This window comes from Leptospira brenneri, from assembly GCF_002812125.1.
GTDB classification, from domain to species: Bacteria; Spirochaetota; Leptospiria; order Leptospirales; family Leptospiraceae; genus Leptospira_A; species Leptospira_A brenneri.
This window is the reverse complement of record NZ_NPDQ01000002.1, coordinates 74,906-97,024: the sequence shown is the minus strand read 5'-3', so window position 1 is coordinate 97,024 and position 22,119 is coordinate 74,906. Positions and strand designations below refer to the sequence as shown.

Genomic DNA, 22,119 nt, shown 5'->3' with positions numbered 1-22,119 from the left:
TCTACTTTTAAGAACCAATGAAGTTAATTGTAGGGCTAGGAAATCCTGGCGATAAGTATAACAACAATCGATCTAACATTGGTTTTAAGATTCTCGATGTCATTGCAAACAACATTGGCATCGAAATCAAAACGAAGAAAAAGAAATCTCTCATTGGTCGAGGTGACTTTGAAGGGGATGAAGTGGTTTTACTCAAACCACAAACCTTCAGTGACCTTTCCGGTGAGTCAGTTCTTTACATTGCCTCCTTTTTAAAAATCCAGGTAAAAGACATCGTTGTCATCCACGAGGATGTAGGCCTTGAACTCGGCCAAATCGTCGTCACCAAAGGTGGAGAAAACGACGTCAACCCTGGGGTCAACTCGGTTTCTGTCTCATTACGATCTCCCAATTTTATACGAATTCGGATCGGCGTTCTTAATTCGAGCTTCAATCCTAAAAAAAGAGAAGAATTTTTACGTGAAGATTTTGAGCCATTAGAGAACCTGAGCTTGATACAGATCATCAATGACGCCGAAGCGGCGATTCGGTCAATATCCATGGGGGATATTGACGAAGTGATTCAGAAATATCACCTTTGATTTCAGTCTAATCATCGAGAAGTCTTTACATGAATAAAAACATCAAAACCGTATTTCTATTTTTACTCGTATTCCTTGTCATTTTGGCAACGGTTTATAAAGGTCAGGACTTCGCCGGTAAACCCGACGAAATCAGTTATTCCGATTTTTTGAATATGGTGGAACCCATTGAAGGGAAAAAGCCGATTGGGAAAATTACTTCCAAAGATGGAAAGGAAGCTTCCGCAAAACAACAAATCGTCATCGATCGAGAGCTCATTGAAGGTTGGTACATTCCAGAAAATAGTAAGGATAACAAACCAAAACTCTTCAAAACCAATGTAGCACAAGTGAACGATGATTTGGTGACAAAACTTCGTAAGTCACGCCTTAGTTTTACTGCAAAATCCACGGAAGAAAACAAGTTTTGGAGTGTTGTATCAGGCATCATTCCTTGGTTGTTTGCTCTTGGTATCATTTGGTTCATTATGATGCGTCAACTCCAAGCATCTGGTAACAAAGCATTTACCTTTGGTAAGTCTCGGGCCAAAATGAATGTAGATCCAAAAGTCAAAGTAACATTTAACGATGTTGCTGGCTGTGAAGAAGCAAAAGTTGAATTACTCGAAATCATTGAGTTTCTAAAAGATCCAAAAAAATTCCAAGCGATTGGAGCACGAATTCCTAAAGGAGTTCTTCTTGTAGGTCCTCCAGGAACTGGTAAAACCTTACTTGCGAAAGCGGTTGCGGGAGAAGCGGGTGTTCCTTTCTTTTCTATTTCTGGTTCTGACTTCGTAGAAATGTTTGTGGGTGTGGGTGCCTCTCGTGTTCGTGATCTTTTCGACCAAGGAAAAAAGAATGCACCTTGTATCATCTTTATTGATGAGATTGATGCTGTGGGTCGCCTCCGAGGTGCCGGTCTTGGTGGTGGTCATGATGAAAGAGAACAGACCCTCAATCAGATGTTAGTCGAGATGGACGGATTTGAAATGAACGAAGGTGTGATTGTGATGGCAGCAACAAACCGTGCTGATGTCCTTGACCCAGCCCTTCTTCGTCCAGGTCGTTTTGACAGACAAGTGATTGTAGACCTTCCTGACCTAAAGGGCCGTGAAGAGATCCTTGCAGTTCATGCTAAAAAAGTTCCATTAGTATCTGATATTTCACTGAATTCCATTGCTCGCGGAACTCCTGGATTTACAGGAGCCGATCTTGCCAACCTGATCAATGAAGCAGCCCTTCTTGCAGCGCGTCGTAACAAAAAACGTGTGACTCAAGAAGAACTAGAAGAAGCTCGTGATAAAGTTATGATGGGACCTGAACGTAAGTCTATGTTTATCTCTGACAAAGAGAAAGAAATGACTGCTTATCATGAAGCGGGGCACGCTCTTCTTGGCACCTTACTGCCGTATACTGAACCAGTCCATAAAGTGACCATCATTCCACGCGGTCGAGCTCTTGGTCTTACCCAATCCCTTCCTGTGGAAGATAGACATTCGTATCGCAAAAACTATTGTTTGGATCGGATTGTCATGTCTATGGGTGGATACATTGCTGAAGAACTCATCTTTGGTGATCCTTCCAATGGATCTTCCAATGACATCCAACAAGCAACCAACATCGCTCGTCGTATGGTTTGTGAATGGGGAATGTCGGAAAAACTGGGAACCATCCATTACGGATCAGGTGAGTCTTCACCGTTTATGGGAAGAGATTACGGTCATACCAGTAAACCATACTCAGAAGAATTTGCAGCAATGATTGACCAAGAGGTCAAACGTATCATTCAAACTTGTCTCGATAAAGGTCGTGATTTGGTGAAAAAGAACCAAAAGAAATTGGATGCCATTGCCAAAGCACTTCTTGCAAAAGAAACTATTGATGCAGATGAATTAACTAGCATTGTCCAACCTGCTTTTGATAAATTCTCTGATTCCAAATCAGGGCTTGGATCTAAAAAAGGAAAAGGATCTTCGGCTACAAAACCGGCTTATTCGACGTAATGAAGTATTGGCTTTTTAAAACAGAACCCGATGTGTTTTCCATCGACGACCTAATCAGAGAAAAACTCTCTTATTGGGAAGGCGTAAGAAATTACCAAGCACGTAATTATCTTCGCGATGAAGTGAAGTTAGGTGACTTGGTTCTGTTTCATCATAGTCGGCTGGATCCACCTGGTATTGTTGGAATTGCCGAAGTAGCAAAAGAAGCAACTCCCGACCCTTACCAATTTGATCCGAACCACAAATACTTTGATCCTAAACTGAAAGGTACAGAACCCAGATGGTATGGAGTCCACTTAAAACCCCATACCAAGTTTAAAGAATTAATTTCTTTGGATACACTTCGTAACACGAAGGGATTAGAGAAAATGGTTGTGACACAAAAAGGATCTCGGTTGTCGATTCAACCTGTGACTAAAAAGGAATTTGAGATTGTTGTCAAAATGGCAAAATAAAGTTCTTTGTACTTAAAACAAAAACCGTTCAACAATACAATTCGTCAAATCAAAACCTAAAACTAAAAAGTTTCAATTCATTGCGTAAATAATTTCTTTTAGTTTTTCTAATGTAATGGGTTTTACAATGTAATTGTCGCTGAGATTGTATTTCTCTGCTCGCCTTATGTCATCCTCGTTGGAAGAACTAGTGACAATATAAATGGTTATTTTTTGATCCAGAGATAAAGAAGTGATTTCATCTAAAAATTGCCAACCGTCCCAAACCGGCATGTTTAAATCCAATAATATCAAATCAGGTAAAGTTTCCGAACTAGAAATTCGAGAGACAAGCATATCATAAGCGTCTTTTCCATTTTGGCAAACTACAGTTTGTTTTACCATTCCGGAGAGGGTAATGACTTGTTTTGTCAAAAAAAGGTGAACCGGATCATCTTCCACAACACAGGCTAAATTAATTTTATTCATAGGGCAAAAATACAGTAAACTTTGTACCGGTTCCTACGGTACTTTCAACCTCTATTTTTCCTCCCATCGTTTCTATTTGATTTTTTGAAATAAATAATCCGACTCCTCTGGCCTCTCTATTTTCATGAAAAGTCTTATACATGCCGAACAGTTTATCACCGTGTTTTTTTAGGTCAATTCCTTGGCCGTTATCTTCAAATTGGATCACAACAAATTTGTTTTTATATGCCCCAGATATCTTTAAAAAACTACTTCGGTCATTCGCTTTGTATTTAATAGCATTGGTCATTAGATTTAGCGCAATGCTATCCAAATAGGCAGGGATCCCTCGCACCAATAGTGGCGATGAGAGGTTCACTTCAATTTTTAATTTTGATTCTAAAATTTGTAAGGCTAAACTTTCGATATTTTTCCGAACCACCTGACCAATATCGATCAATTCATAATTTTCTTGGGCCAGATTCACCTTAATCACTGCGGTAAGGTCTTCGATGGTTAGTTTTAGATTTTCAGTGGCTCCAAATAACAATTGCATCATCTCATTTTGAAAGTAATCGGGATATGATTTTTGTAATATATCCATCATTCCACTGATTCCAAAACTGTGAGATCGCAAATTATGAGATACAATGTTAGTAAAATTTTTCAGTCGATGGTTCTGCTCATTTGTGATATCTAGTAAAGACTGGATTTCCGCTTCCGCTTTTTTTAATTCAGAAATATCTAGAGCGACACCTAAGTAACCTGAGATTTTTTCATTTTGTTTCATAGCAGTAATGGAGATAAGTACTGGAAAGGTGGATCCATCTTTCCTTTTATAAATCCATTCGAGAGTGTTGGGTTTTCCTATTTTTGCATTATAGACCAAAACATTAAAACCTTCAATGGTTTGATTATATTCACTTGTTAGTAATTTAGAACGACTTTCTATTTCACTTTCGATATGAAGGATTTCTGGTGTAAACTTTCCAATCAACTCATCAGAATTATACCCCAACATTTTTTCTGCACCATTATTAAAATCGGTGATAGTTCCTTCTGCATCGGTAGTAATAATGGAAACAAGCGTACTGGCATCTAAAATGGCTTGGTTTTTTGCTAATGCTATTTTTAACTTTTGTTCAACTAACTTCCATTCAGTGATATCAATGATCTGTGAAACAAAATAATTAACTTTTCCTTCCTCTGTTTTTACCATCGAAACTGCCAAAATGATGTACACGGTATTTCCATTTTTATGAAAATATCTTTTTTCCATTTGGTAAAACTTTCGTTTGTCAGCGACAAGTTCTTCCAGATAACTTAAATCTGCATTCAGATCCTCAGGATGAGTGATATCTTGAAAGGTTAACTGCATCAGTTCCGATTCGGTATAACCTACGATTTCACAAACCCTTTTGTTGACCTTAAGCCATTTCCCATTTTCATCAATAAGAGCCATCCCAACGGCCGCATTGTCAAAGTTTCCGCGAAACGCAGTTTCACTGGCTCTAAGTTCCTTTTGTAACTTTTGAATTTCTGAAATGGCCTGGCTTGATCCAAATAAAGACAATGGTTCGTCACCAGGATTTCTGCCTTGTAAAATCAATTCATCGGTGGGCAATTCAATGGGCTTTTGGCAAATTAAGTCTGATATTCGTGATGTAATTTCTGTAAGCAACTGAATCTGTGATTGATTCAAGATTTTGGGTTTATCATCAAAAATCGAAAGGTGACCCATAACCAAACCGTCTTTTTTGTTCCGAATGATGGGAATCCCAAGAAAGAACTGAATTGGGAAGTCTGGTAAAAACTGCCGATTCTTTTGAAAACCTGGTTCCTCTTCGAAGTTCTGAAAAGTAACAATATCCTTTTTTGAATCTAAAAACTGCCAAGAAAAAGAAACAAACCTTGGAATTTGATCGAACAAAATTCCATACTCCGCAACAGGCTTTGGTTCATTGTTATCAACAGTTGTGATCAGCGAAATTTTTGAATCAGTAATCTGAGTTGCCAGTTTTGCCAAAAAATAAAATTCATTTAGATCCAATAATAAAACTTCCTTAAACTCAAATCAATGGCAACTTATCACAATTGTTTTTAAGGTTTTGCTGTGAATACTTGTACAGCTTTCACCTTATCTATATCATAAAACTTTTTATCTTTATAAAAGGAAGTTCCTGCACCCATATAGGTAAACTCTGGATTGAGAATGTTTTTTCTGTGACCTGGGGAATTAAACCAAGTTTCAACCACAGCCTTCGCCAAACTTAAATAAGTATGATTGGGAATCGGGGCTCCTGCTTTTGTATAACTAAAAAATGGTCCCCCATTTTGAGTTGGAGTGAATACTGCCCGACCACCTTGGTATTGGATTCCAAACGAGTTGATGATATTTTCTGCTGAATAAGTATCTGTAATTCCCACCAAATCCAAACGATCCCGTAAAGTTTCTTTCCCATTCACAGTACTTGTATGTGAATAAAAATCATAAGTGACCATGTCTTGTGCATGACCAAAGGCCGCTTGTTCGCATCTTTCTGAGTATTTAAAAGGACGAAGACCAAGAGATTTTCTTTCTTTAGAACTTACATAGAAAACAGCAGCATTTAATAAAGGATAATCGACTTTTGAAAAATCGATAGTTGCATTGGCAGGACCATAGGACGGAAAAGTATCTTCTGTAAAAACATCATACTGCTCTACTTTCCATTTATCAGACTCTGGTAATTCACGACCATCTTCAATGCTCTCTAAAAAAGCTAAGTTGGGATCTTGTTGTTCTACAACCTTTTCCACAGGTTCAGGTTTTTTCACTTCTACAACAGGTGCTTTTTTGACTTCCGGTGTTTTACAAACAAAAGTAAAGGAGCTAAAAAGGAGTAGGAAAACAAATGTTCGAATTTGAATTGTGGAAGGGTCTAGATTTCTAAAAAATTTCATAAAAGCTCCTATAGGTAACGATTGTAATCTTGTACTACATTGTGGATAAGATTTCTTTCTTTATTAAAATGAATGGTTTTCGCTTCTTTGATTCCTTTTTCCCAAATAAAAATAAATGGAACTCCAAACAAAGTAGAATGTTTTTGGCGATATTTTTCACGCCCAATGAGTTTCTCATTTAAATAAAAATCGGCATGAAGCACTCTTTCTTTAGAGTAAATAGAAGGCAAAAGTCCAACAGTCCCTATCATAAACAATGTTGATATAGATGAAACCCAAAAATGTTCATATTCATTTACTTCACTCGTATACAAATCAATATGATGGTTGGCTCGAACTCCGTCCGAAAGAACCCGACCGAAGTATCCTGTTTCCATTAAGTATTTTGTATAAACGGATGTGATCTCTCGTTTGGTTTTATCGTTTTCCGGGGTGGAAACTTTGATGGTCAGGATTGTTATTTGTTGTTTGAAGTCTGGTCTTGTGATGATGGGAACATCTTCACTTATGTAATTGTAACAAGAAAAAAGAAAAAATGGGAGAAACACTAATAGAATTATAAAAGGCCGAAAACTAAACATAATTCGAAAGTAGAGTAATGGAAGTTGAGGAGAGGAAAAGTCTTTTTTTTAAAACTTAGAAAAATCGACAATTCCAGATATGTGTAAAATAAAGCCCCCGATCGTGACAAAAAAGGTCCAAGCAACGATCGAAATGATTCCACCAACCTTTAACATCTCAAAACTTCGGATGCCGCCATAACTGAAGGCCAAAGCATTTGGAGGTGTGGAAACCGGAAGTGGCATCGCGAGAGAAGCACCGATCGTTGCACCAATGGCTGCCGGCATAATGAGATCGACTGGTAAACCCATGGTGATCGGGAGAATCAAATTGGCGACACTTGTGTTACTTAAAAAACAAGAAAGTCCCAGTGAAAGAATAGAGAAGAATAAAAATAAACCCAATTGGCCAAAATCACCTAACATAAATAATTCGACAAAATGTTTTGCAAGGCCAGTTTCTTCAAAGGCTTTTCCCAGTGCAATCCCACCGCCCATAAGAATGAGAACATCCCAAGACAAATTACGAAATTCTTGTAAGTCCAAAAGTCGAAATCCAAAAAATACAATCACTGGAAATAGAGCCACCGTTCCATTGGAAAACCCATGTAGGTCGGAAGTGATCCATCCCAAGATTGTGATGATGATGATTGCCAAAGAAAAGGAACGATCTCTTTTAGAAATAGAAGCATTTGTTTCACCAACTTGGATGGAAGAGAGAGAATTTCCAGAATTGTCGTGTTTCAAGTACACTATGTACAATAGTATAGCAAGTGCCAAAACGGAGAGAATGAATACGGGAAAACCAAAACCCATCCAGTTCAAAAATCCAATTTCCAAACCCTTTTCTTGTAAATAACCGATCCCAATCACATTAGGAAGGGTTCCTACTGGTGTTCCGATCCCACCTAGGTTGGCAGAGAAGGGAACGACGAATAATAGTGACTTTCTTAAAGGATTGTTCTCTTCCAAAGATTTCATCATAGAAGAAACGAGTCCGAGCATCATAGCTGCTGTGGCAGTATTGTTCATAAAGCAGGATAAAAAGGAAGTGGCAAAACCTAAAGAAAGAACCAAAAGAAAGGCTGAACCTTTGGTTTTTTGGATCACAAATCTAGCAATGGCTAAATCCAATCCGTAAGAGGTAATGGCCGATGAGATCACAAACCCACCTAAGAATAGTAAAATGGTCTCTGAAAAATAACAAGAAAGGAAAGTAATCGTTTTTGGAGCACCTGGCCCCCAAGCAGGAAGTAACCAGACGAGTTCCAAAAAAAGAACTAAAAACCCCGTAACATAGAGAGGAAGGAGCTCCGTCACCCAAAGAAAAGAAACAAGTAAGGCAATGGCCAAATTGATCTCTTGCGGAGGAGTGAGACCGAGCCAGATTTGATACCAGCCAAATAGGGCAGGAATCACGGATAGACTTGAAAATACAATACCAGCTCGAATCATTGTGACTTGACGATTTACACTCTCCTGATAGTTTTTCTATAGACTTGAATCGTTTCAAGCAACCAAATAAAGTGAGATTTTCACCCGATTCGTATTGTTAATTTTTTATGCAAATAGCCTACAACGACTTAAAACATGCAGTTCTGGGAAGCGGCCCCATGGGGATTATCATCGCTTCCGTTTTAGCACAAAAGTTCGACTCCATCACACTCTGGATTCCTGACAAAGAATTAGTAGAGACTTTAAAAAAACGCCGCCAAACCGAAATTATGGGAAAGACAATAGACCTTCCCGACCATATAGATATAGTCTCCAGTTTGGATTCTTTTGGTAGAGATGATTGGGTTTTTCATGTGGCAGTTCCATCCAGATCTTTTTTGGACAGTGTCCACGCTCTTTTGGAAGTTTTAGAACCCACAAATAGTTATGTTTTTTCTTTTTTAACGAAAGGAGTTTTGGATTCCAAAAATAGAAAAAAAACAGGATTCATCACATACTCTCAATACTTACAAAATTATTTAAAAGAAAGAAGTTTTTCCAATGCCTCTGTTGCTGTAGTCAACGGTCCTTCGCTTTTGGGAGAGATCTTGGATGAAAAATTTAGTTTCTTTAACATTGGATCTACAGAAAAACAAACATCCGAATTTCTTGCAGAAGTCCTCACTTCTAATTTTATCAATACTTCTGTTACCGATGATGTGATTGGAATGGAAATTGTTGGTGTGGCAAAAAATCCAATGGCCATTGCCAGTGGAATCGTATCTCTTCTTCCTCGTTATGGTTCAAACTTATTGGGAGAAATTTTATCTGTAGGATTTCAAGAAGTGAGAGATCTTGCCATGCGTTATGGTGCAAGACCAGATACAGTGATGGGTAGATCGGGTCTTGCCGATTTTATCACCACTGCAACTAGTAACAAAAGTAGAAACAGAGGGTTTGGACAAAAAATTGTCGGAGAACTTTTGTCAGGTGGTGAGAAGTTAAGTATCAAAGATCGAATCGAAATTTTTTTCACACCCAGATCTTTTATCGAAAGAGAATCGACCAAATGGCATGACAACGTAGAAGGAACTTATGCACTCAGTATTCTCATTGAACTTGCCAATGAAATTCGCCTGCCGTTTACTTTACACAGAACTCTATTTGATGTTCTCACAAGAAAACAACCACCAGATGCACTGATTGATTTGATTTGTGGTAAAAAAACAGAATCAAAAAACATTCCGCTCGTTGTTCAAAAGAAAGTTGGTTTAAACTTAACATCAGGAATTGATTTTCAAAATCTCCTTGTTGATCGAATCATCAAACATATTAACAATATGCCGGGAACTGTAACTCGAGTGAAAAAACAATCCTCAGCAGTCATTGAATCCACACAGAAACGACTGACAAAGGCCACTCGTAAAAAACAAAAACTGGAAGAAGTTAAATTTGAAACAGAATTAGAAATTTGGCAAAGATTTCAAAATTGTCAAAAAGACGAAGAAAGCACTCTCGTCAAAGAACTAGTTCGTTTTTATGTCACTGAAATTGCTGACAATTATAGTCCTACGGTTCGGGAATCTGTTCTGCGTTTTGTGGCTCCCATTCGCCTTTTCTCTGGTGGTTTTCTAAAAGGATCTATGATTCCTCACGTCGGTGGTAAAACAGAAGTGGTAAAAGCACTTTCTTCTAAATACAATTTATTGTATGCACCGACTCATAGATCTCACTTAGATTCAGTAGAAGTTGCTTATTCTCTATTTCATTTAGGATTACCTGTTCCTCGTTATGCGGCTGGTATCAACTTAATGTCCAATCCATTTTGGGAATGGATGTTAAAGTCACTCGGTGCCTATGCCGTAGATCGTGAGAGAACCAGAAACAGTTTGTATTTAGAATGCCTCACACTCTATTCACAAGTGATGTTGGAACAAGGAATTCCGTCACTAGTTTATCCAGAAGGAACTCGTTCTAGAACTGGGGGGATTGTTCCTGTAAAAACTGGATTATTAACTACAGCGGTAAATGCATTCCGAAGTTCAGGAACAGAGATTGTCATTGTTCCCATCTCTGTGTCTTATGAAACCGTTCCGGAAGATAACCAATTCTGCAATATGCCAGAAGATTTAGGGATGGCGGGATTTCTTGCTAAACGCTCTAACGTTTATGTTGAATTTTGTGATCCAATTCCTATTTCCGAATATGCACATACAGAAGATCCAACATTGGAGCTCAGTTACCGTATCACCAAAGGTTGGAAACAATATCATAAAATTCTACCAAACCAAATCGTTGCAAAAATCTTAGTTGAGAATGATTTTTCAGTCGAAGTATCACAGAGTACAATGTTAGTTGAAGACTTTATTTCCCGCCACGCTGGAAATTATCTCACAAAAGATCCGGAAGAAGTTTGGGAAAAAGGAAAACGAATTTTAGAAAAACGCAAAATGATCGAAGAATCCAATCGTGTGGTGCATTCGAAAAATGATGCATTACTTCAGTATTACGCGAGTATGATTCCAGAAGACGAAGATAAAAAATACTAATTCTGAACGGGGAGCCTTCCCCGTTTACGGATGTAAACTGTCTTCTCTAGTTTGGCGACCACTTCACCTGCTTCATTTTTTACATCGGTTGTGAATAGATAGTCGCCCTTTTTCTTAACTTCGATTTCTTCTTTAATTTTTTGGATTTCAGAATCAGAAATTCGAAACTCAGCTATGACCTTTCCCATTCCTGGTTTTACAAAGATCATATTACCTGCTTTGTCCCAAACAATATAATCGGATCCGAGTCTTTCCAAAAGAATTAACATAAAAAATGGATCACACATGGAATACAGAGACCCACCAAAATGAACTCCCACATAATTCCGATTATAAAATTTTAATTTCATCTCAGATCGAAAATAGGAAAAGTCAGGCGCAATTTCTTTGATGCGAATCCCAGCTCCAATATAAGGAGGATAAAAGTTATACAACCAAACTTTGAATCTTTTTTTCCAAGAGGTAGATATCATTAAAGATTTGGTTCCTTTGGTTTTTGTTTCGAATTGATCAAGTATACTGCAAGGATTGCTAAAGATCCTCCAATGATCACAGGAATTTGAACTACCTCATCCAAAATCAAAAAACTACTTAAATAAGCAGAAAGAGGAACAATAAAGATAAAACTACTCGCTATCTCGGAACCGAGTCTTGTTGCTGCGTAAAAATAAACCGTGGTTCCAAAAGTGGTCGAAATCACTGTTAAGTAAAAGATAGAAGCCCAGAAGGAAAATCCTTCATCCCATACCTTCCAAAAACTTGGGTCATTAAAACAAAACAATAACTCAATGATCGATCCAACTGCATATACATAAAAACTATAAGTAACAGGAGACATCGATTTTCCCGTAGATTGGCTATTCAAAGAAAGGATGGCCCAAACAAAAGAACATAACAGAAAAAACAAATTACCAGATAACAATAAATAATCGATACTGATCTTCCAAACTTGTAAAATCACAAGCCCACCCAGAAATCCAAAAAACAAACCGATGACTTGGCGTTTGGAGATTCGTTTCTTTTGTACGAGTACAACGATAAAAAAAGTAACGATGGGATTCAGAGTGGTGACGAGAACTCCGCCAGCTCCGGGAAGCCCGTTTTTTAAACCCATAAAAAAGAACTGGTTATAAAAAGTATAAATGATCCCACCAATGAGAACATTCCAGTAATCCCTTCCTGTTTTGAGTAAAAAAGGAATTCGCATAACAATGAGAAGTGGAATTACGGAAAGGAAAGTAGCTAGAAATCGCCAAAACACTAAAACAGAAACAGGAACTGTTCCTGCGATCATTTTACCAATGGGCCAAGAGATTCCCCAAGATACCATTGCCAGTATGAGTAAAAGTAAAAATTTTACGTTCAAATATAGTTTCCTTTCAACAAAAAGTTGAGAACATACGTTGTGCCAAAGGATATAGGAATTCCAATTCCTAACATAAGGCTTGCTAAATGAGGGGAAATATTTTTTTCAATTGTAATGACTGTGGAAGTGACCATGGGAGCCATTGCCGATTCTAAAACAATGGTTTGGTAAAGAAGAACATCCTCTTTTAAGGGTGAATAAACCCAATATACGAGCAAAGGAGCGAATAGGAGTTTGAATCCAAGTCCTAAGGCCAATACTTTTCCATGACCTGCAATGGTTCTTAGATCCAACATAAATCCTACAGAAACAAGAGCAAGTGGGGTGAGAGTATCTCCCAAACGAAGTAAAACCAGTTTGATAGCCTCAGGATAAACAAATTGACGAGTGATTATGGCAACAAACAATGCATAGATGGGAGCAAATCCCAACACTCGTTTGATCAGTGTTTTAAAATTCCAATTTCCATCCATCGCAACAGAAGCCAAAATGATTCCAGGAAAACTTAAAACCATAAAGGTTCCGAGTTGATCAGCCAAAATTCCATACCCGAGCGATCCTTTTCCTAAATAGGTTTCGAGTAAGGGGAATCCAACAAAGGAAGTGTTTCCAAATCCAGCCGTTAATACCAAACAAACTGCCGTATGAAATTTCAAAAAACCAAGTTTGTATAAACCAAGAAAAAAAACAACAGCAACTCCAAAGATTAACCATGGCATGGAGGAAGGCAAAAGTGAAGTAACATCCACCTTTAATTCGTGTACATGGTACAATACAAGAGCTGGCAATGAGATAAAAAGAATGAATCCGTTTAACACTTTGGGAGTGGTTTCAGGAAATTGGGGAAGCCTTCGAAAAAACAACCCCAACCCAAAACAAACTCCCAATAGTAAAAAATTTTCCATATATTAAAAAGACAAAAAGGTCTCCATCGCTTTGGAATCAAAAAACACTCCATCCTTTTGTCTTGGTGCCTCTAACCCATCACGAACCATTTCTGCATATCCATTGGCAAAGTGTAGATACTTTGTCTGTAACTTATTTGTGATGTCGTAAGTTGTTTGTTCCAAAAACTCTGCCAGTAAAAACACTTGGTAGGTGACATCAGCGATGTAGACTCGATTCATGTCCTTCCAATCTTTGGACTGATTTTTGATACAATCTTCCAATTCTTTTCGTTTGGACTGGAATGTTTCGAATGTTTTTTTTAATTCTGGATGTTGGTTTGCCGACTTTGTTAATTCATCAAGTAGGGATTGAAACGCAGTATACACTTTAGGTTTTTGTAAGGCATGCAAACAATGATCGGTAATGATGAGATGTGTTCCCTCCCAAGTTTCATTGATGATGGAATCGTTGTGAAGACGAGGGAGTGGAGAAAAATCACCAATGATTCCATTTCCACCAAGAGTGAGGATCGCTTTTTGAGTGATGTAACTTGCTTGTGAAGAAGATTTATATTTCATAAGAGGGACTGTGATCTCTGCCGCATCATGATCTCGCTCAGCTAAATTGGCCGAACGAAAGTTTACAAAACAATTTCCTGTTTGTAAAATTTGCATTTCTGCTAGTGTCTTTGTGAAAGAAGGAAATTCTAAAATCTTTTTCCCATAGGCCGTTCTAAATTTAGCATACTCAGAAGCTTCCATCACTGATCTTCTTGCATTTCCACTAGACCCAAGTCCCACGTGTAAACGAGAAGTTTTGATGATGTAACGAATGAGATTCACAAGTCCATGACCAGGGCGACCAAACTCTTCTGCTTCCACTTGGTCATAAATAATTTCAACAGTGAGTTTTCCGCGTGAACCAATAATATCTTTTTTACGTAAGATATGATGCCCGTTCAGCTCTCCATTTTCTTTGATTCTGGGAACAAGAAACATACCGACAGTATTTGTTCCCTCCATCTTAGCTGTTGTGACCCAAAGATCACCAGGATTAGAACAAAACCATTTTTCACCAGTTAACTCCCATTTGCCGTTTGGAAGTTTTTTGGCAATGGTGCGATTGGCAGAAACATTACTCCCACCCACTCGTTCAGTAACATATTGACCGGCCATAAAATGAGAAGAACTTCCCTTTCCCGCCACGAGTGGTAGGTATTTTTTCTTTTGTTCTTCTGTTCCAATTTTTTTGAGGGCTAAAATAATGCCATCTGTCATAGCCAAAGGACAGGCAACTCCACCTTCCCCATTCATATTCATCAAATAGGTGAGCGCATAACGATGGATATGTGTAAAATCATATTTCCATTCCGGATGAAAGTCTAAATTTACAACACCGTGGTCATAAGAAATTTTTCGGGCTAGTTTTTGTTCTTCTGAATATTTGATAAAATCAATACGTTTCCCAGTTCTGTCGAATTTAACAACCTCACCATATTTTCCTTCTTTATGGCATTCTTCTGTGAGTTCATCTAAAATTCCACCGACAAGTTCCCCATACTTTCTGATATGTTCTTCCATGGCTTGTTTGTGGTCTGGCGCATAGGTTTCTGAGTAACGGTGAACCATCCGTTGTAAGGCGGGATCCATCTCGTAAAAGTTTTTCCCTCGAACTCCCTTGTATTCGGAAATATCGAACGGCTGTAAGGAAGGATGTTCTGAAATATGGTGGCTCATTCTTCCAGTTGAAAAAAAGGAATAGGATTCACTAGCAAAAAAGTCGCCCAGGTTTGAAATTGGTTCTAGAGTCGATTCTTTATGGTCCAAAGAACGGAAACAAAAAAATCCAAACAAATTCTGCACGATGTCATATTTGAACTCCAAAACGTTTCGGAATCGATGCAGTGGTTTTTGTCCTATGACCGGCTTTCGGAACTTCTAGAAATAAGAAAGGAAGAATGCCTTCGCAAAGTTTACCAATTCAAAGCCGCAAAACCACAAATGACACTTTCTGGTGGTTTCCATGAAGTGGATGGGGACTTGTTAGTGGACTTCTTAGCTTGGAGTTTGGAATTAGACGAAGTCGCAGAAGAGTTTTTAAAGGGAGGGATATTTTTTAGTGAACGTCCGTTATATGAACTTCGTGAATCTTATAAAACTCTCATCCAAAAAACAATTGCCAATCATAAATTAGACCGCGAACTTCTATTGCTGCTCACTGCGGCCACAGTTGATTTTGATGATGCGGTTGATTCCTATCTAATGGATAAATTCGAAATTGATTTTTTTGTAAGAAGGTCCATCCACCAATTTTTAGAAAAGTTCGAAATCCATTCAGAGTTTGGCGCCGAAGAATTTTTATACGAATACTTAAAAAGTCTAATCCCTACAAAAATTCTCAACTTTCGGGACATCACTCGCGAGTTTCGAGACAGAACCTATTACGAGTTATATGGCAGATTTCGTGAAACCAAAAAGAAGAAAAAAAAGATCGTTCAAACTGTTTCTGTCGAACTAAAAGATCTATTGGCATTCTTTGATTTGGAACCAGGTGCAGGCATCACTGAAGTAAAAAAGAAATTTAAAGAACTCTTAAAAAAATACCATCCCGATATCAATAAAAAAGGGGAAGAGATGACCAAACGAATCATCTTAAAATACAATCGTTTGGTCGAATTGTTGGGGACTTAAAAATTTTCATTTTTACAAACGTTAAATACGCTTTGGTCCAATTTTCAATACAACATCCAATTAATTTATTTCAACTTGATTTGAAACTGATACTTTACTTCTATTTCATCCTTTGTTTTCATAAAAAGTAAAGATGGATTTTCCAATTCGTATTCAGACAATTTTACAATCACGGATCCATCGACATTGATTAAATTTGGATTTTCTGGACTAACAACTGCTTCTGATGTAAAGGCTTTTGTTTTTCCATGAATGGTTAAATTTCCCTGAATTGTATAAGTTTGATCTTTTAGATAATTTACGGATTCTATCTTCGCAGTGATCAAAGGAGATTCAGGATAACCCAGTATTTCCTGAATATGCGCATCTCGTTTTTTATCCCCAGAAGAAATTTTCAAAACTGGGATTTGAATTAAAAATGGTGACTTTAAAGTATAGTTCTTTCCTGAAACAACAACTTTTGGTTCTTCGATTTGGATTTCTTCACAAACACCAGTTATATTCTTTGTTGTATGTTCTACATAAAACTCTATGCTTTTTTTTGTGACTTGCGCCGCAAAAACACCAGGAACTAATAAAAAACTAAAAATAATACTGACAATGATCCGACTCATATAACTTTCACTCTCCACTTGTTTAGACAGATGTTCCAATCTACTTGGGAAAAAGCAGAACAGTATTATGTCGAAAAATAAAATCTGATTTGAAATGGAATCATTCTAGATCCAGCAAAAGCAACTAACTTCATTTATGTGAAGAAACGGGAATCGAACCTTTCCAAGTCGAAACACCACTACCTTCTATCGGATAAGGTTTTCCTAAATACTTTGGGGGAGTGTCCCATTGGATGTCCCACCAAGCGAGAATTCTTGCTGAAAACTCGCGAAAAGAATAATAAGTTTCTTTTTTATAAGTTCGCAAATTACATTCATAACCGTATAACTCTAGTTCTAGTTCCTTTCCTAGATAAATCGCTCTTGGCAAAAAGAAAGACTGGCTGACAAAAATTGCTTTTTTGACAAGAAATACTTCCTTAGCACGAATGAGAGTGTCAAGAGTTCGAAAACCAGCATGGTCTACAAAAATATCTTCTGGTTTAACCTTGTGGTTCAACATAAATTCCAACATAGGCCGAAGTTCATTGTAGTCAGATTTTCCATTGTCTCCAGAAAGTAAGATTTTTTTTACCCGGCCGGCTTTGTACAAATCCAAACCGCAAGCCAAACGATCCATAAGAATGGGGGAAGGAGTTTTTCCATAAACGGCCGCTCCAGGAACAATGGCCACCTCTGCTTCAGGGATTTCCATTGGTTGGTTGGAGTGGATTGTTGTTTGGTATACATACCAAAATCGCAAATTCGTTGCCAATGCGACAAAACCAAGAAACCCCAAAATTAGACTCATTAAAAGAAATAGGGATTTCCACTTGACCCTTGAGAGGAATCGGAACGATATATTTATGTAGGGCACACGGTTCGTCATGAAGAAAAAAATTAAAGAGATTACGTCTGTTTTTTCACAGGACAATCCGAAAATCAAGAAACAGATTGATAAGGTGAAAGAAAAAGGTCACCAACGGATGACCATTCTTGTCATTCCTCACGGATACGATAGTTCTTTCCACTTCCAAATTTCTCATTTTACCATTCTATTTTTTTTGGCTTTGACTGTTGGTCTCTTAAGTCTTGCTATCTTTGGGATTGTTGGTTCTAGCACAACCCAAAGGCAAATCAACCAACTTTCTAAAATTTACGGAACTTATTTTGATACTTACATCACCCATGCCAACCAATTGGAAGAAATGAAAGAAGAGTATTCTAAATTAAATGATAGTATGCTCGAACTCTTTACACTCATCGATGGTCAGGATGAAGAACTTTTAAAAATCCCGGCAGAGGACTTAATTGAAACTTCGGCGATCGAATCTCTTCAAAAAGAAGAAAAAGAAGATAAACAATTGGATGTGGGTAGAAAGTATTTAAATGAAATTTATGAACTCCGCCAATTAAAACACAGAATGGACAATTACCAGCGTTTGGTGGAAGCGAATTATCAATTTTTATACCAACGTTCTGATATTCTCTCCAGGTCCCCTCTCTTTAATCCTATGTATTCTTATAACTTAACTTCTCCTTTTGGAATGAGAAAGTCACCTACCACTGGTTATTGGGAATACCATGATGGTTTGGATATGGCAAATGCTACGGGAACACCCATTTATGCATCGGCACCGGGTCGCGTGGTTCGGGTCACCTATTCCAATGTAGGATACGGACACCACGTGATCATCCAACATGATTTCGGCTTTAGCACGTTATACGGACACTGCTCTCGAATTTATGTAAGAAATGGACAGGAAGTCAAAGCTGGAGAACAGATTGCAGAAGTAGGTGCCACAGGAAACGTAACAGGTCCACATTTACATTATGAAATCTTCATTTCCGAAGAAGGAAAAACGGATCCAGAACAATACATGCAAGCCGGAGTTTACTGATTGGCTAAAAAAGAAAATCCTGCCAAACGGATCGCGGAACTTCGCAAAGAGATCCAAAAACATAACGATCTTTATTATAAAAAGAATACACCAAAGATTTCAGACAAAGAGTTTGATCTTTTAGTCAAAGAATTACAATCGCTAGAAAAAGTTAACCCTGATTTGGCGGATAGCTCTTCCCCTACATTGCAAGTGGGGTCTGATCTTTCCCCACAATTTAGCAAATTCAAACATAAGGTTCCCGTTTTATCTTTAGAAAATACTTATAATGAAACTGAACTTTCCGAATGGTTGGAAAAAACTGGGATCGAAGAACTTTATTCCCTAGAATGGAAAATTGATGGCGCCTCTATCTTGTTATACTATGAAAACGGAAAACTCACTCATTGTGTGACAAGAGGGTCTGGTGGAATCGGAGACATTGTTACAGAAAATGTAAAAACCATAACATCCATTCCGCAATCTCTTTCTGAACCTTTAACCCTTTCTGTCCGAGGGGAAATTTTTATGACCTTCGCTGACTTTGAAGAATTTAACGAGGAATATGGGGGAAAATTTGCCAACCCACGAAATCTCGCAGCAGGTTCCATCAAACAGAAAGATCCACAAGAGGTCGCCAAACGTCCGTTAAGAATTTATGTTTATGATGTATACTTTTCCACGTCCCGTAAGGGAATTAACAAACATGGAGACATTATTAGTTTATTAAAAAAAGAAAAGTTTCCACTCGCTCCCGATTCCACCATCATTTCAGGAAAAACTCTTCTAAAAGAAATTGAATCTTTTCGAAAGAAAAAAGACAAAATGCCATTCCCTGTAGATGGACTTGTCATCAAACTCGATAACCTGAATCTTCGCGAAAGTCTCGGGGAAACCAGTCATTCTCCGCGTTGGGCTCGGGCTTTTAAATTTGATGCCTTACTCAAAGAAACCACCATTGAAGAAATTGACTTTGCCATCGGAAGAACAGGAAAAATCACACCAAGAGCGAAAGTCACACCGATCTTACTTGCAGGAACTACAGTCACCTACGCCACCTTACACAATCAAGACTATATTGATCAACTTGGTGCGGGCATTGGAGCAAAAGTTTTAATCTCGAAACGTGGCGAAATCATTCCTGCTGTGGAAAAAGTTACCGTTCCTCCAAAATCTGTTTTTGTTCTTCCGAAAGATTGCCCATCCTGCAAAACAAAACTAACTAAGGTAGACGACTCGGTTGATTATTTTTGCACCAATCGCAATTGTCCCGAACGTAAACTCAACCAACTCATTTTCTTTTGTTCCAAAAAACAAATGAACATCGAAGGTCTTGGAGAAAGGCAAATCCAAATCTTTTTTGAAAAAGGTTGGGTCAAAGACATACCAGATCTATATACACTAAATAAATACAATGACACCATACTTGAGTTAGATGGCTTTGGAGAGAAATCGGTTAAAATCATTTTTGATGCCATTGAAAAATCAAAAGAGAAAGATTTTCGATTCACCTTACCTTCCATCGGCTTGAATGAAGTTGGCCCGAAAGTCACAGAAATTCTCATTGAACATGGGTTTGACTCGTGGGACAAACTTGTTACACTTTCTAAATCCAAAAATGCCGAAGAAGAATTAACCTCCATCCACGGAATTGGACCAAGAACCATTGACGCCTTACTAACCCATTTGAAAGACAAAGAAACTTTAAAACTTGTCAAAAACCTAATCAACCTGGGATTAAAATTTCAAGCTGATGAAACCGAAAAAAGCGACATACAACCGTTTCTTGGTCAGAGTTGGTGTGTGACGGGGAGTTTTGAAAACTTCCAACCTCGCGACGTTGCTATGGATCTCATCACAAGACACGGCGGAAAAAAAGTGTCCGGTGTCTCTTCCAAAACCACTCATCTTCTCTATGGCCCTGGTGCTGGCTCCAAATTAGACAAAGCAACTGAACTCGGAGTCACTTTAGTTTCAGAATCTGATTTTTTGAAACTTTTGAAAAAAGAAGGGATAACGTTAGCTTAAAGAGAAAGCAGTTTTATTTGTAATACGAATAACAAGCTTGAGGGGTTTTTATACGCACTACAAATAAACGCAGAGAAAATGCAGGCTATGCGCAATGCGTTTATCACCGGATTATTTCCACGTTATCCGAGTTACAATTAACCGGCACCCTCAATATCCCCCGCCACCACCAAAATGAAGAAGTCATCACTTAGTTAAGAAAAGAATTGATAAATGTTCATTTGGACGCCTCGAATCCGTTAGTTGATAAATATTTTTCTAAAACCGACCGCGCTATACGCTCCAATCTTTCCAATCTGCTAGTGGATAAAAATAATTACCAATAAGGAAAGGATTTCCGCTACTATCGCTGGCGCAGGGACTTGACTAACAAAACAAAAACCAGTCATCAAATTTACTTTTAGGAAAAAGGAATTGGAAACTGAAGGAAATGCTTACAAAATCTATTTTGTCACCTGTCTAGCTTAAAAATTTTGGAGGTCAATATACGCAATGCGTTTAAACAATTGAAAATTGCGGAATTAACGTGATTCGTATAAATGCCCGGTTAAAAATAGTATTGCTTTTTATTAAAATTGAATTACGGCGATTGATCAACCATTAACCCAATGGATAATAAAAATGAACTACACCCTCTGCTCTTGCACCTGTTGACCTATAAAAATCCAAAGCATAGTCATCAACTAAATCTGCTTGGACAAACACCTCTTCAACTCCCAAATCTTTACAATATGAATTGATACTCTGAATGAGTGATTTCCCAATTCCTTGTCGTTGGTATTTGGTGAGAACGGCTAAATCAAAAATATACACTAAAGGTTTTTCTGAATAGTATTGGCGAAGCGTGTACGTTGTCAGACCCCCAATCACTTGGCCTTCAAAGATAGAAACAAAAACGTAAAAATCATCTCGATTCAAAAGTGTTTGCAGATATTCAGACTTAGGTATTTGAAAATTCTTCATTTCAAATACATCTTCAAAAACACAAATGAGTTCGATAAATTGATTTAAATCACTAGAGGTTAATTTTTTGATTTCTATGTTTTCCATCATTTCCTTATCAAATTCTTATATACGTGCTTCGTTTATTTCCCTCATTACTTTAAGTTATTCGCATTGCATATAACCGCCCGCACTCTAAGATTTATTTATATAGCGTTTAACCAAGACCGATACTAAAACTTCACTTCAACCGTTCCAAAACTCCTTTTCGTTTTACAATATTTTTATAATCCCATTGGATTTTCTTTGCTTGGCCGAGCCAACGTTTCAGGTCTTTTTTCTTGATTTGACTCACATCCGTATAACGAACGTCCGCTGCCTTAAAACTACCTTCCGGAGTGAGTCCTTCCTCTTCAAAACTTTGCCCGCTCCAAAATAGAAGTCGAATGCAAGTTTTTAATTTGCTATATCCAACAATCGGATTCCCATCTAAAAACCAAACCGGATGAGCATGCCAAATTTTCTTTTCTGCCTTCGATAAGTTTAAATTAATTTCCTGATACAAAAGATCACAGATTTCTTTATCTGTGGACGATTGGGATTGATTATATGTTTCGATCTCTTTACTCATTTAGATTCACTCATCTTTTTCGCTGCTACAAAATACAAATAATACAACTAGTGTAAAACAATAAATTCTAAGTTACAATATAGATCTAGAAATAGAAAAACTAAACACAGAAGAAAGACTAATACAGATTAAAAAGATTTAGAAAACGAT

General features: G+C 37.7%; 19 protein-coding genes and 1 pseudogene. 7 read left to right on the top strand and 13 right to left on the bottom strand.

The annotated features are described in order from the left end of the window. The first annotated feature begins 17 nt into the window (after positions 1–17). Genes pth through CH361_RS03835 form a run of 3 tightly spaced genes read left to right on the top strand, consistent with a single transcriptional unit; the run spans position 18 to position 3,018 of the window. Positions 18–581, top strand: coding sequence for an aminoacyl-tRNA hydrolase (pth, locus tag CH361_RS03845; protein ID WP_004786830.1), 564 nt, complete (start codon positions 18–20; stop codon positions 579–581). A gap of 29 nt (positions 582–610) precedes the next feature. Then, positions 611–2,563: an ATP-dependent zinc metalloprotease FtsH gene (ftsH, locus tag CH361_RS03840; RefSeq protein WP_100789528.1), complete on the top strand. Its 1,953-nt coding sequence runs from the start codon at positions 611–613 to the stop codon at positions 2,561–2,563. Beyond that, positions 2,563–3,018 (top strand): EVE domain-containing protein, encoded by a 456-nt coding sequence (locus CH361_RS03835; RefSeq protein WP_100789527.1) that lies wholly within the window; start codon positions 2,563–2,565, stop codon positions 3,016–3,018. The genes ftsH and CH361_RS03835 overlap by 1 nt, the downstream gene beginning before the upstream one ends. A gap of 72 nt (positions 3,019–3,090) precedes the next feature. Here the strand turns inward: CH361_RS03835 and CH361_RS03830 are convergent, their stop codons facing one another. The 5 genes from CH361_RS03830 to CH361_RS03810 form a co-directional block, all read right to left on the bottom strand. Then, positions 3,091–3,486: a response regulator gene (locus tag CH361_RS03830; RefSeq protein WP_100789526.1), complete on the bottom strand. Its 396-nt coding sequence runs from the start codon at positions 3,484–3,486 to the stop codon at positions 3,091–3,093. Further along, positions 3,479–5,515, bottom strand: coding sequence for a PAS domain S-box protein (locus tag CH361_RS03825; RefSeq protein ID WP_100789525.1), 2,037 nt, complete (start codon positions 5,513–5,515; stop codon positions 3,479–3,481). The genes CH361_RS03830 and CH361_RS03825 overlap by 8 nt, the downstream gene beginning before the upstream one ends. A 50-nt stretch (positions 5,516–5,565) precedes the next feature. Next, a complete protein-coding gene (locus CH361_RS03820) occupies positions 5,566–6,408 on the bottom strand; it encodes a CAP domain-containing protein (protein ID WP_100789524.1) in 843 nt (280 codons plus the stop codon). An 8-nt stretch (positions 6,409–6,416) separates the two neighbouring features. Then, a complete protein-coding gene (locus tag CH361_RS03815) occupies positions 6,417–6,917 on the bottom strand; it encodes a hypothetical protein (protein ID WP_100790007.1) in 501 nt (166 codons plus the stop codon). A 120-nt stretch (positions 6,918–7,037) separates the two neighbouring features. Further along, positions 7,038–8,423, bottom strand: coding sequence for an SLC13 family permease (locus tag CH361_RS03810; protein WP_100789523.1), 1,386 nt, complete (start codon positions 8,421–8,423; stop codon positions 7,038–7,040). A gap of 107 nt (positions 8,424–8,530) precedes the next feature. On the opposite strand from CH361_RS03810, the gene CH361_RS03805 reads away from it, so the two are divergent. Continuing rightward, positions 8,531–10,951: a 1-acyl-sn-glycerol-3-phosphate acyltransferase gene (locus tag CH361_RS03805; RefSeq protein WP_100789522.1), complete on the top strand. Its 2,421-nt coding sequence runs from the start codon at positions 8,531–8,533 to the stop codon at positions 10,949–10,951. Here CH361_RS03805 and CH361_RS03800 read toward each other — a convergent pair. The 4 genes and pseudogenes from CH361_RS03800 to CH361_RS03785 form a co-directional block, all read right to left on the bottom strand. Continuing rightward, positions 10,948–11,424, bottom strand: a complete 477-nt coding sequence (locus CH361_RS03800; protein ID WP_100789521.1) for a DUF4442 domain-containing protein — start codon at positions 11,422–11,424, stop codon at positions 10,948–10,950. The two genes, CH361_RS03805 and CH361_RS03800, sit on opposite strands and share 4 nt — an antisense overlap. Further along, positions 11,424–12,317, bottom strand: coding sequence for a DMT family transporter (locus CH361_RS03795; RefSeq protein ID WP_100789520.1), 894 nt, complete (start codon positions 12,315–12,317; stop codon positions 11,424–11,426). The genes CH361_RS03800 and CH361_RS03795 overlap by 1 nt, the downstream gene beginning before the upstream one ends. Further along, entirely contained in the window at positions 12,314–13,222 is a 909-nt protein-coding gene (locus CH361_RS03790) for an AEC family transporter (protein ID WP_100789519.1), read from the bottom strand. The genes CH361_RS03795 and CH361_RS03790 overlap by 4 nt, the downstream gene beginning before the upstream one ends. Positions 13,223–13,306: 84 nt before the next feature. Continuing rightward, positions 13,307–14,941: pseudogene (locus CH361_RS03785) on the bottom strand (acyl-CoA dehydrogenase family protein); the annotation flags it as partial. 81 nt (positions 14,942–15,022) lie between these two features. On the opposite strand from CH361_RS03785, the gene CH361_RS03780 reads away from it, so the two are divergent. Continuing rightward, a complete protein-coding gene (locus CH361_RS03780; RefSeq protein ID WP_100789518.1) occupies positions 15,023–15,895 on the top strand; it encodes a molecular chaperone DnaJ in 873 nt (290 codons plus the stop codon). Positions 15,896–15,960: 65 nt separating this feature from the next. On the opposite strand, the gene CH361_RS03775 is transcribed toward CH361_RS03780, so the two are convergent. Together CH361_RS03775 and CH361_RS03770 are read right to left on the bottom strand one after the other, a co-directional pair. After that, on the bottom strand, positions 15,961–16,509 hold the full coding sequence (locus CH361_RS03775; RefSeq protein ID WP_100789517.1) for a YceI family protein: 549 nt from the start codon (positions 16,507–16,509) through the stop codon (positions 15,961–15,963). A 130-nt stretch (positions 16,510–16,639) separates the two neighbouring features. Next, complete coding sequence (locus CH361_RS03770; RefSeq protein WP_208861383.1) at positions 16,640–17,299, bottom strand: SanA/YdcF family protein; 660 nt, start codon at positions 17,297–17,299, stop codon at positions 16,640–16,642. Positions 17,300–17,375: 76 nt separating this feature from the next. Here CH361_RS03770 and CH361_RS03765 point away from each other — a divergent pair, with 76 nt between their 5' ends. Beyond that, positions 17,376–18,389: a M23 family metallopeptidase gene (locus CH361_RS03765; RefSeq protein WP_100789515.1), complete on the top strand. Its 1,014-nt coding sequence runs from the start codon at positions 17,376–17,378 to the stop codon at positions 18,387–18,389. Next, the gene (ligA, locus tag CH361_RS03760) at positions 18,390–20,396 is read left to right on the top strand and encodes an NAD-dependent DNA ligase LigA (protein ID WP_100789514.1); all 2,007 of its coding nucleotides are present in this window, start codon (positions 18,390–18,392) and stop codon (positions 20,394–20,396) included. A 600-nt stretch (positions 20,397–20,996) separates the two neighbouring features. On the opposite strand, the gene CH361_RS03755 is transcribed toward ligA, so the two are convergent. Further along, the gene (locus CH361_RS03755) at positions 20,997–21,446 is read right to left on the bottom strand and encodes a GNAT family N-acetyltransferase (protein ID WP_100789513.1); all 450 of its coding nucleotides are present in this window, start codon (positions 21,444–21,446) and stop codon (positions 20,997–20,999) included. A 133-nt stretch (positions 21,447–21,579) separates the two neighbouring features. Continuing rightward, positions 21,580–21,969 (bottom strand): DUF1801 domain-containing protein, encoded by a 390-nt coding sequence (locus CH361_RS03750; protein ID WP_100789512.1) that lies wholly within the window; start codon positions 21,967–21,969, stop codon positions 21,580–21,582. Between the last annotated feature and the right edge of the window lie 150 nt (positions 21,970–22,119).